Genomic DNA, 11,983 nt, shown 5'->3' on the forward strand with positions numbered 1-11,983 from the left:
AGATAACCATAAAAGAATAGATTCTTTTTATAACCAAGAAAAGCATCAAGTGAGCTCAATGGAAAAACAGTTAGGGACTCATTATCAAAAAAATACTCAAGAATTGGAGCACGATGCTCAATTACTCAAAGTAGGCATTGATCAAAATAAGACTAAAACATTAAAACACAATGTTCACCAGCAATTGGATGAATCTTTTCAAAATCTTAATCAAGGGAAGNTTTATTCGCCGAGGTAAAGAACAGAGTAAACATCAGTTTATTCGAGGAAGTCGAATCGATACCCCAGCTCAGGTAAAAGAAATGATCATAAATGATGCGGCTCATTCCGACATTCATATTGATGATTTTCCTTTAATTCAAGGTAGTGAGGTGCAGCATATATTAGTACATGGAACAGTAGGGACTGGAAAAAGCCAGCTCATCATGAAGATCTTAGATGCTTTGCGAGCACGTGGAGATAGAGTCATTATTTATGATAAAGGATGCTCTTTTATAACTCATTATTTTCGTGAAGACTATGATGTTGTTTTAAATCCTTTTGATGCACGTTGCCCAAATTGGGATATGTGGAGTGAGGCGCCTCGAGATTCTGATTTCGAAAACATGGCAGAAAGTCTCATCCCTATGCATGGGGAATCTGATCCTTTTTGGGTCAATGCCGCCCGAACTGTTTTTGTATCGGTTGCCTCCACTATGCGCCATGATTCTGATCGCTCATTAGAGAAATTATTACGGCTTTTGCTTACTGGTGAATTTTCTACCTTAGAAGAGTATTTGCAAGGAACGGCAGCTGCTACTTTAGTCAGTGGTAAAATTGAAAAAACAGCAATTTCCATCCGTTCGGTAATCACGACTTATCTTAAATCACTGCAGTCTTTATCAGGTCTTGAGAAGGATAATAAGCTTGCATTTTCCATTCGTGACTACATCCTTGATGAAGATAGAAAAGGGTGGTTGTTTATTTCATCCAATGGAGAGCAACATAAAACCTTAAAACCACTCATTTCGATGTGGTTAGCTATGGCTTCCTTAACGCTTTTGAGCTTGTCGCCTAATCGAGAACGACGTATTTGGTTTGTCTGTGATGAGTTACCTAGCTTACATAAACTCCCTTTACTTGGTGAGACGATTGCCGAAGTACGTAAATTTGGCGGCTGTTTTCTTTTGGGAATGCAAAGCTTTTCACAGCTCACTAAGGTCTATGGTCAAAGTGGAGCTAGAGAAATTTTTGATTTACTCAATACTCGTTTTTTCTTTCGCAGCCCAAGCAGCGATATGGCACGCCTAGTAGCCAGTGAACTAGGGGAGGAAGAAATTGAAGAGTCTAGGGAAAATTATTCTTATGGTGCCAACAGCATCCGAGATGGTATCTCCTTAGGAAGTCAACGAGTGACTCGTCCTATCGTTGCTTATCCAGAAATTTTGGAACTCAAAGATTTAACCTGTTTTTTGCGTCTTCCAGGTCCTTATCCAGTGACGAAGTTGGCAATTCAATTAATACAACGTGATACACCAAACTTAGGTTTTATCGGTAGAAATTTACCTGAACTCATAACAGAAGATGTCTCAAGGGTAGATGAAGCAAATGAATCATCAGGACAAGATCTGGAACAGGCTTCACGAAAAGTGAAAGAAAGCCAACTCATAGAATATATGGATTAGGGATAACTATGCTCAGTATACAACCACTAAAATCAGCACAAGGTGCAGCAGACTATTATGCAGCAACATTCAATTACTATTCAGGTGATGCACAATCTATGAGGTGGTTAGGACAAGCTAGCCAGAAGATGCAACTATCTGGAATAGTGGAAAAGAAACAAATGCTCGCTTTATTAGAGGGTAAAATGCCTGATGGTCAGTCGCTACAAAATCTTCAAGGCGAACATCGCCCTGGTTTTGATATGACTTTTTCTGCACCTAAAAGTGTCTCCCTATTAGTGGGATTAGGCGTCGCACCTGAATTAGTTCAATATCATGATGAAGCAGTAGCCTATGCCATAGGGCAGATTGAAAAGGAATTTGCAGAAACTCGAGTTTCTCGGCATGGGGAGATTTTTTTTGAAAAGACGGGCAACTTAGCAGTTGCAGCGTTTAGGCAACCAAGTTCCCGTGCCAATGATCCGGCGTTGCATACGCACTGTGTCACCATGAACATGACTTTTCATGAAGGAAAAGCACGGTCTCTTGCGAGCGACACATCAAGAAAATATGGGGTTATCGAGCAAATTCAAAATAATGCTCATTATTGTGGATTGATTTATCGTCAATATTTAGCCAATCGACTGAAAGAGGCAAAATTCCCATTGAGGTTAAGCGGAGATGGGTTATTTGAAATTGATGGCATCCCTGAGAAAGTCTTACAGGAATTTTCCAGAAGGCGTGAAGACATTGAACGTCACATGGAGGAAAAAGGCTGGAGTGGTGCAAAAAGCGCCTCAGCGGCTACATTGCTCACCCGCAAGAACAAGGAAGAGTGTGACATCACTGTTTTAGAAAAAGACTGGAAAGAGCGCGCAAAAGATTTAGGGTTTGATGCACAAGCTTTTATGCAAAATCGAAATCAAGTACAACCTATTTCTTGGTTCTCAGCCATTAAAGATAAATTAATGGCTTTAGTTGGCAAACAAACCCAAGGGAAAAGTCCCTCAGAAAAGGAAGCGGCTATAGCCTGCATACAGGTTGCTACAGAAACATTAAGTCAGCGCACCTCAATATTTTCAGAAAGGGGTTTAGCGTTTGAGGCGATGAAACATAGCCTTGTTTACCCTAAAGCAGTGTCCAAAGAATCCATTAATGATGCAATTCAACACGAAATTAAGAATCAATCTTTATATCAAGCTCGATGCCAGGAAACGGGACAGCGATTTTTAACCACTCCATGGCTTTTGACCATAGAGGCAGAAACTCTTGCGCGAATTGAACACAATAAAGGGGTTGTTCCTGCTATTGCCACCAAAGAAACAGTCAAAGTATTTCAAAAGCAGCGAAGCCCATTATTGCCTTATCCCATGACCAATTCGCAAAAAGAGGCCATGCTTGTGTTATTAACCAGTAAAGACCGCTATTTAGCCATTCAAGGTTATGCAGGTGTTGCTAAAACATCGATGCTTTCTGAAGCAAAATTACTGGTTGAGGCACAAGGCTATAAACTTCGTGGTGTTACCGTAGCAAGCTCTGCTGCCTATGAATTACAGGAAAAAGCAGGGATTAAAACAGACGTGTTCCCACTGGTACATCAAGAACTAAAAGACGCACCAATTGCTTCTTTAAGCAAGACCATATTTATAGTCGATGAAGCATCCATGCTTTCTTCTCATCAGGGTCACGAACTGATGAAACATATTGAACGCACCAATGCAAGGCTAATACTTGTTGGTGATAAGGCACAGTTACCAAGTGTGAATGCAGGGCGTATATTTGGCTTAACCCAGGAATATGGTATTGAGAACACTGTAATGGATGAAATTGTGAGGCAAAAAAATACCGTCCTAAAAGAGGCAGTAATTGCTGCTACTCAAGGAAAGGTAAGAGAAGCTTTAGACAAAGTGGATGTTAAAGAACGCACCACTCATGAAGAGCGCATTACTTGGATTGCTAACCATTGGCTTTCCATGCCACAAAAAGGTCGTGATGAAACTTTATTATTTGCACCCACACATGTTCATCGAGAAGAAATTACTAAGCTGATTCGTGATGGTTTGAAACAAGAAGGGATTTTAGCAAAAGAAGGTGTGCACCAAATGGTTCTTAAAGCAAAAAAGATGGAGCCTATACAGAGTCGATTTGTTGCTTATTATGAGAAGGGTGACATTGTACGTTTTAATCAGGAGTTTAGAAAAAATGACATTAAATCAGGTGAATATTATACAGTTGGAGAAATAAGCAAAAAGAATAGCCAAGATAATGTGTTGCCACTAATTAATGAATATGGAAAGTTAATTCAGTTTAAATTAAATAACCTGCCAAAATACAAATCCCATACTGCGCCTTTTGAACGCATTATCGAACTTTATCATGCAAAATCTTTGGAGCTATTGCCGGGAGATAAGGTCATGTGGACACGCAATTTCAAATCCAATAACCTGAGAAACGGCCAATGTGCAACCCTTCATGAAATTAAAGAAAATGCACTCATTTTTATTACCAAAGAAGGCCATCAATTAACCATAGAACATACCCATCCAGCCTTAAAGCACCTTGACTACAGCTATGTCCTGACCAACTATAAGGTTCAAGGAAAAGATGCGCCTTTTGGTGTTGGGTTAATGGAATCCTATCATCGGTTTGGCTCTACCCTAAATAATTTTTACGTGCAAATTTCTAGAGCCGTACAAGGTATGATTTTGGTGACGGATAATAAGGAAGAACTGGTTCGTGCTATTAGAAGAAATACCGATGAAAAACCATCCGCACTCGATAGGATATCAAGTGAGCAACTAGTACGCCATGAGGAACGATTCAGTCACCATAATAGCCACTCAATACAGACAGTCATTGCTAAGAAGCAGGGGTTTGAATCACAAAATTTAACAAACTCACTGAATCAAAAAATCAATATGGATGACCTATTGTTTTACAGTAAAAAAACAGAAATAAATCGTCAGTTAATTAAAGAATTAGAGCTATAAAATCAGGAGAAATTATGCCACGTACTACCATTTCACTACCAAATAACTTACATAATCGTATCGCATCCCTTGCGATAAAAAATAATGATTCCATGTCTCATATGATTAGTCTATTAATTCAGGTCGGATTAAATCATTGGTTTGAGAGAAATGACCATTTAAGTGAAAAGACAGCCGTCGAAAAACATTGCCATCAACTAATCATTCAGATGAATGCGTTGATTAAAAATATTTCGGTTGAGCTATTACAGCTTAATAGGGAGGACTTTGATAAGTTACAGCAAGCGGCATTGGTGAAATATAATGAGTTACAAAATATGTATGAGGAAAATGTTTAATATGTTGTTTAGTTTTATAGGGTAAAAAAAAGCGGTGCAAAGTGGTGAAGAATGATGAACCTGTGATGAATGTTGTGGTGAATAGTTAAAAAATTATTCCAGCAACCCTTATAAAATATGGATTTTTTGACTTTATTCTTCATACTTACTCTTCACCACACATTCATCAGCTTTTTAAACTTATTTTTCCTTAATGTCTATTGAAAATCCTTATAAATAAAGAAGTTAGTAAGCATACTTTAATAATGCGATAGGTGTGTGTTGAACTATATAGAATCTTTATAGGTTTGATACTCAAAATAAGCCTTTTAAAATTTTTTTGTATTGTTTAATACAGCGCATTCCATTGCGCGTATGTGATGGTAAGTTCTCATTTGGCAAATTGAGTAAGCAAACTTATAGAGTCAGGTAAGAGAATATGGCGTTTTAAGTCATTGATCTCTTTCCACTCTTTACCATTATAAACAGACACATTATTAGTAATCATTTGAATTTTGCAATATGGGCAGCCATTAAGCTTTTCTTTTAGAAGTACTACTCCATTTTGGGCCTTGTGATCATGCTTTTGATTTAACATATCAACAAATTCCTTTGATTCGATTGGGTGAGTATATAGCTCATCATAATATGCAGCAAAAGCATCAGAATCTGAAAAGCTTTTGGATTTAGTACCCAACAATCTAAAATATTTTCCGCATTTTTCGCATTCAGGGTATTGTAAAAGTATCATGGCAATAAATACGCCACCTGCCATAAAGCCAACGAATTGAATAATAGCCAAAAAATAGCCAAAATAACCCACTTCACCTGTTTCAATATGAGTTGGAGCCCTACTAAAAGAAAAAGTGTAATGTGACTTTGAAAGTGTGAATTTTACATAATCAATAAATGAAATAAATTGGCTTACTTGTGTTCCATCATCAAGAATAAGAGTCATGTACTGAAAATAATAGATCAACAATTGAGTAAAGACTGCAATTATTAGCATTTGCAAAAATAGTACCTTGGTTGGTCGTTTATGAAAATATAAGCAACCAAAATAGTATCCTGATGCTGCAGCCATACCAGTCAAAATAGCGCCAATAGGTATCACCACCCAAACACTTAGAGTAAAAAAATCAAATTCCATATGATTGGAACATACAATAACCAATATTGCTGTCAGTACTGAAGTAATCAAACCACAACTAGCAACCGCCAGTGAATCAAATAGTTTTCTCATAGTACAACCCCAAATGAAATGGGCGGATATTATCCATAGTGCTCTTAAAATGCAATTAATTGATTTTATGATAGAGATGATTTTATGAAAAAGTAATCGATATTGGACCTTCATTTGTCTTTACTTTATATAAAACTCTATCGTATTCCCTGGATTAGGTTAATTATAAATCAATCAGATCAAATCATTGTCTTTAGGGCAATAGTCAACCACTTCTTGCCTTGACAAGGGTCTTATGATTACGTAGCATCGCCGAAAAATGGGCATATTATGATCAACATGGTTTTATAATGAATTTGAATAATATCAATTTCGACTAATTGTAAATCATATATAAGATTAAACTGAAAAATTATACCAATTGGAGCAATAGGATAATCCCATTGCTTTAAATCCGCTAAATGCAAAACTACTCAACAACCTCAGAGAAAAAAGATGGAAATTGATAACAATAACCGATATGAACAATTAGAACACTCTATGATCAACATTGCAGTTGAAAGCTGGCGTTTTTCTCGAGTGTTTACGAGGATTGTGAATAAGATGGATGCCGGAGAGGTTAATCGTTACGTTAACCAATTGCGTTACTTTCAAAAAAAAATCGAAGAAAGTCTAGAAGTTGTTGGCCTTAGGCTAGTCAATGTTGAGGGACAACCTTTCGATCCTGGTATCGCCGCTTCTGCTCTAAATTTGGGTGATTTTGAGCCAGAAGATACGTTGCTAATAGATCAAATGGTAGAGCCGATTATTATGAGTGCTCAAGGACTTAAAAAACAGGGGACAGTCATACTGCGAAAGGTGAATATATGAAATACGTTGGAATCGATCTTGGCACAACAAACAGTGCAATTTGTTCTTATGATGGGGCGTCAGTTCACCTCTATAAGAGTCCAGATCAAAATGATGTTACCCCGTCAGCTATCTTTATCGATAAGAGAGGCAACAAATACTTAGGGAAAAGAGCATACGATAGTGCTGCTAAAAATCCAGATAATGCTGCTACAAAATTCAAGCGAATGATTGGTACAAGCACTCCTGTCAAACTGGATGCTGTGGGTCTAGTCATGACTCCAGAAGAGTGTTCCGCCGAAATCCTTAAACTATGTTTTGGATATCTTCCTGAAGAAATACGAAATAATGAAAGAACTGGTACTGTAATTACTGTACCAGCAGCGTTTAATCAAATGCAAAAAGATGCGACATTGGCTGCAGCTGAAATGGCCGGTTTAGGCAAAATTACTTTAATGCAGGAGCCTGTGGCAGCAGTGATGAGTGTTATGAAGCAAAGAAGAAGTGATGGAGTTTTTCTTGTTTTTGACTTAGGAGGAGGGACTCTCGATATTGCTATTGCAGAAAGCATCAGTGGACGAGTAAGCCTATTAGCCCATGGCGGTATTGCGATGTGTGGTGGAACAGACTTTGATCGCTCAATTTTGGACAATGTTGTTAAGCCCTGGCTTTTTTCCCAATTTAATCTACCAGAAGATTTAAGTTCAAATATCAAGTACAAATCATTACTAAGAATGTGCCTGTGGGCTGCAGAAAGAGCAAAAATAGAACTATCAACTAAAGAGGAATCTGTCATCAGTCTTGCTGAATCAGATATTAGTATTAGTGATGAATCTGGTGAGGAAATATACATTGATATACCTTTCACAAGAAGACTCCTTGATGAATTAATCTTAGGTAAAGTAGAAGAAGCTATCCAGGCTGCTAGAGAAACACTTGCTAAGAGTGGACTAAATTCACATGATGTTGAACGTATTGTATTTGTAGGTGGACCAACTCAATATAAGCCCCTCCGCGATAAAGTATCGTTTGAATTAGGTATTGCACCATCTATAGATGTTAATCCCATGACGGCGGTAGCAGAAGGTGCAGCAATATTCGCCGAATCGATTGATTGGGCTTCTGAAAAGCGTGGTCGGAAAAGTGCTCGAGGTACAATAGGCACAGGGAATCTGGATCTTTCATTTAACTTTATAGCAAGAACACCAGATACCAAAGCCAAGATCATCGCGAAGGTAACCGGTCCTGTTATCTCTGGAGCCGAGTTTCAAATTGACAGTCTCGATACGGGATGGTCATCTGGCCGAGTAGGGTTGAAAGATGGAGCGAGTGTTGAACTTCATCTATCGAAACCAGCTGAAAATACATTTAAAATATTTGTGTTTGACTCAAACGGTGGACCTATTAGTCTGGTTGAAGACAAAATTGTCATTTTACGTACAGCTGCAAGCATTGATGCTATTCCTGCCTCGCATTCTATTGGTGTAGAGGTATGTGAGAAAATTGGAGGTCGTCTAATACTGGATTATTTAGTTCGTGAAGGGGAGCAATTACCCAAAAAAGGAAAGAAAATTTTCAAAGCTGCAGAATCATTAAAGGCTGGTAGCCCTTCCACTTTAAAATTCAAACTTTGGGAAGGTGAGATATCTGACCCAATTGGCGATAACCGCTTTATCGGTATGTTTGAGATTAAAGGTGTTGATTTCGATGATGGAATTATTTCAGTAGGTGCTGAGTTAGTTTGCGAATATGAAGTACTAGATTCAGGGAATATTATTATTGAGGTCACGGTGCCATCCATTGGAAGTTCATTCCATAGCGGGCGTAATTTTTACTCTCGTCAAGATGGGCAAATTGACTATACCAAAGCATCAAAGTTAGTCCAAGACCAATCAGAGAAAATGATACAGCGTCTTAATGAAATGACATCAAAGATCAATGATGATCGACTAAATCAAGCACGAGACACACTGGATCAAACATGCGGATTAAATCCTAATGAGAGTGACCCTGAAACAGTTAAACAGGCTATGGATAATATTCAAGAAATTAGGCGACGTCTAGCCATAATTCGCAAAGAGCATTTAAAAGAAATTCGTCAGATAGAGTTAGACAAAGTTGTTCATTTTTTTGAGCAGTTAGTTAGACAGCATGCTCGATCATCAGAGGATTCTTCTTTTGAAAATCTTAGTAAAACAGCTCAACGCGCAATTGATAATAATAGCAGTGATTTTGAAGCACATCTTTCTGAACTTCGTAATAGAAACTTTATGATTCTATGGCGACAAGATTGGTTTATCATTGACCGTTTTAACTGGTTAAAAGAAGACTCTTATCTATTCCCTGATGTTCATGAGCATACTCAATTAATTGAAGCAGGGATTGAGGCTCTTACGGGTAATGATATGGAAAAACTGCGAAAAATTGTTGCCAATCTTGATTCTGCTCGTATAGGTTCTGTTAATGAAGACGAGATGATAGCTGGCTCAAATATTGTCCGGGGGTAACTATGGCAATAAATGCTTGGCTACCCATTGGCTACAAGCTTCCTGATGGAGCAATAGCCAGAATTGCTATTTTTGAAGGTATAGATTGGCAGATTATTGAAGTCCTGAGTGGTGGTAGAGCATTGATTGCTCATGACAAACTTACACAACAGTGGATTAGTTCTGGACTTATTGATCATGATTCATTAACTGCTTTTTATTTTGGGAATCAACGCTTCTGGTCGATTTCCTGTAGTGCAAGTCAGAATTTGTGTCCTGTATCAAAGATTAGGCCTCCAAATACGAAGAATGTGGCACTTATATTTGCACAAGCATTTAAAGCGACTAGAGAAATCACTAGTGGGTTATCACTTCAAGATGCTCTATATATTGAAACTTTAAACCGACTATTACCTACCTATAGTACTGGCCCAAATACTGACGATGATTTTATTCTTGGTTATTGGCTAACTGGTGGCGTTAACATTTCCGTGAGATCTTTTAGGCAATTATGTACCCTAAGTGCCTTCAGTGCCGCTGATCTTAAAGATATTGTTGAAACTGCTGGACTCCACTTGGACAATAATGATCTTGTTCTTTTAAAAGGGATTGAAGCATCCATACAAAATGAGAAAGCACAACAATTCGAATTGCCAGGTCGTCCAGATTTAGAGAGATTTATTAACGAACATATCATTCATATCATTCAAAACCGAGAACGTTATAAGCAGCTTGGAATTGGATTTCCATCGGCAGTCATATTGCATGGACCACCTGGATGTGGGAAGACGTTTGCGGTAGAGCAGTTAATTGATTATCTTGGATGGCCAAGTTTTCATATTAACGCATCCAGTATAGCCAGCCCATATATTCATGAGACTAGCAAAAAGGTAGCAGAGATTTTTGATATGGCTCTCAAATATGCACCTTCAGTATTGGTTATTGATGAGATGGAAGCTTTCTTATCAAACCGAGAACTAGGATCGGGTCACCATCATGTAGAAGAGGTTGCAGAATTTCTGAGACGTATACCAGAGGCTACAACGAATGATGTTTTGATTGTCGCAATGACTAACCGTGTGGATATGATTGATCCAGCAATACTCCGACGAGGTCGGTTCGATCATATCATCAAGGTAGACTACGCTAATGAGATAGAGGTTTTAGCCCTATTAGAAAAACTTTTAGCACCACTTCCAAAAGAAGAAGATATAGATCTAATACCTATTTCAAAAGAGCTTGCGGACAGGCCTTTGTCGGATGTTGTTTTTGTAGTTCGAGAAGGGGCCCGTTTAACAGCACGGTCAGGAAAAGACAGACTTAGTCAAGAAAATTTGCTATCCGCACTGCATTCATCGCCTGCACGAGTAGAGGAAATATATTGACTACAGAAGAATCTAAAAAAGAGCAACTAGATTTCGGTTTTGCTGGATTATCCTCGATGGTATCTGATATTGGCACGATCGTCAAAGAAGCACAAGCCAAGAAATTATCACATGATACTATTTCAGCAGAAAACCATCCAGAAACTAATTTAATAAAGGATACTGAACCAAGTTCGGAGCCAATTCAGAAAGCCTCGACCACTTCTTGGATGCTTGGGGTTAAGAGAATAATAATTGGATGTCTTGCTGTAACGTTTTTTTATTGGTGTTGGCTGTCATCGGCAGGAGAGGCGATAACAAATGCCAAATCACAAAATACTAACCCTGCTTTAACTAGACCTTTAATATCACCACAAACTTCGTCACAACAGATTTCTGAGAGGCCACCAATTTCTAATCGACCCTCTGAAGAAAAACCAAAAATAGGAATAAAAAATATACTTGAAATTGCTCAGATTCGTTGGTGCTTGGCTGAAAAGATTCGCATTGAAACAGCTAGAAAAATAGTTAATGGTTATATTGCATCTGATGTAAATCGCTTTAATAAGATGGTTGGGAACTATAATCGTCGCTGTGGAAATTTTCGATATAGGCCAAGTAACTTTGAAAGTGCAAAATCTTATATTAAAAATTATCGTGCTGTACTTGAGTCCGAAGGGGCTGCTCTTTTTTCAAGAAGCACTATTAGTGTTAATTCCTCTGATAATCATGCTCTTCCAGATAAAACTTTACAAGAAATTCAGAAAAAACTAAATCAACTTGGTTATGATTCAGGCTATCCAGATGGTTTTCTGGGAGTTAAAACTAAACGAGCAATTTTAAAATTTCAGGGCGATATGAGAATTAATACTGATAAGTTAACTAATAAAACCTTACTTAAGCACTTGAGCTTAGCAAAACTGAAAAAAGAAAAACAACTTAAAATACAAAAAAATTTTATAACTAGTACTGAAAAAAGAAAGAATGTGGATGCTCATCATTCACTTAAATCTGAAATACCTCAACATGCGGAGCTAGATTATCTTGGTCATGGTTGGGTTTGCAGTAGAGGATATAAGCAAAACGGAAATGAGTGTATCAAGGTCGTTATACCCCAAAATGCTGAACTAGATTATCTCGGCCATAGTTGG

At 37.9% G+C, this 11,983-nt stretch carries 8 protein-coding genes; 7 read left to right on the top strand and 1 reads right to left on the bottom strand.

Annotation, left to right across the window (positions count from 1 at the left end; all coding sequences use genetic code 11):
• The first annotated feature begins 188 nt into the window (after nt 1-188).
• From traD to DGG96_RS19885, 3 genes are read left to right on the top strand one after another with little or no spacing between them, the layout of a single operon-like run.
• Nucleotides 189-1,664, top strand: a complete 1,476-nt coding sequence (traD, locus tag DGG96_RS19875) for a type IV conjugative transfer system coupling protein TraD (protein ID WP_240610481.1) — start codon at nt 189-191, stop codon at nt 1,662-1,664.
• Between the two features lie 8 nt (nt 1,665-1,672).
• Nucleotides 1,673-4,633: a MobF family relaxase gene (gene mobF, locus DGG96_RS19880; protein WP_110144211.1), complete on the top strand. Its 2,961-nt coding sequence runs from the start codon at nt 1,673-1,675 to the stop codon at nt 4,631-4,633.
• A 14-nt stretch (nt 4,634-4,647) separates the two neighbouring features.
• Nucleotides 4,648-4,971, top strand: a complete 324-nt coding sequence (locus DGG96_RS19885; RefSeq protein ID WP_199742185.1) for a hypothetical protein — start codon at nt 4,648-4,650, stop codon at nt 4,969-4,971.
• A 370-nt stretch (nt 4,972-5,341) separates the two neighbouring features.
• Here the strand turns inward: DGG96_RS19885 and DGG96_RS19890 are convergent, their stop codons facing one another.
• Nucleotides 5,342-6,193, bottom strand: coding sequence for a hypothetical protein (locus tag DGG96_RS19890; RefSeq protein ID WP_110144212.1), 852 nt, complete (start codon nt 6,191-6,193; stop codon nt 5,342-5,344).
• A 435-nt stretch (nt 6,194-6,628) separates the two neighbouring features.
• Here DGG96_RS19890 and DGG96_RS19895 point away from each other — a divergent pair, with 435 nt between their 5' ends.
• The 4 genes from DGG96_RS19895 to DGG96_RS21100 all read left to right on the top strand — a co-directional run.
• Nucleotides 6,629-7,003, top strand: coding sequence for a hypothetical protein (locus DGG96_RS19895; RefSeq protein WP_110144213.1), 375 nt, complete (start codon nt 6,629-6,631; stop codon nt 7,001-7,003).
• Entirely contained in the window at nt 7,000-9,489 is a 2,490-nt protein-coding gene (locus tag DGG96_RS19900; protein WP_110144214.1) for an Hsp70 family protein, read from the top strand. The genes DGG96_RS19895 and DGG96_RS19900 overlap by 4 nt, the downstream gene beginning before the upstream one ends.
• A 2-nt stretch (nt 9,490-9,491) precedes the next feature.
• Entirely contained in the window at nt 9,492-10,853 is a 1,362-nt protein-coding gene (locus DGG96_RS19905) for an ATP-binding protein (RefSeq protein WP_110144215.1), read from the top strand.
• Nucleotides 10,850-11,983: peptidoglycan-binding domain-containing protein (locus tag DGG96_RS21100; protein ID WP_205872631.1), on the top strand; the 1,134-nt coding region annotated here is incomplete at its 3' end. The genes DGG96_RS19905 and DGG96_RS21100, both read left to right, overlap by 4 nt.

The sequence above is a fragment of the Legionella qingyii genome (assembly GCF_003184185.1).

What these genes read in the sequence shown, in the direction of transcription:
- DGG96_RS19885 (WP_199742185.1), top strand. Translation starts at nt 4,648, where the DNA reads ATGCCACGTACTACCATTTCACTACCAAATAACTTACATAATCGTATC.
- DGG96_RS19905 (WP_110144215.1), top strand. Translation starts at nt 9,492, where the DNA reads ATGGCAATAAATGCTTGGCTACCCATTGGCTACAAGCTTCCTGATGGA.
- DGG96_RS19900 (WP_110144214.1), top strand. Translation starts at nt 7,000, where the DNA reads ATGAAATACGTTGGAATCGATCTTGGCACAACAAACAGTGCAATTTGT.
- DGG96_RS19895 (WP_110144213.1), top strand. Translation starts at nt 6,629, where the DNA reads ATGGAAATTGATAACAATAACCGATATGAACAATTAGAACACTCTATG.
- DGG96_RS19890 (WP_110144212.1), bottom strand. Translation starts at nt 6,193, where the DNA reads ATGAGAAAACTATTTGATTCACTGGCGGTTGCTAGTTGTGGTTTGATT.
- mobF (WP_110144211.1), top strand. Translation starts at nt 1,673, where the DNA reads ATGCTCAGTATACAACCACTAAAATCAGCACAAGGTGCAGCAGACTAT.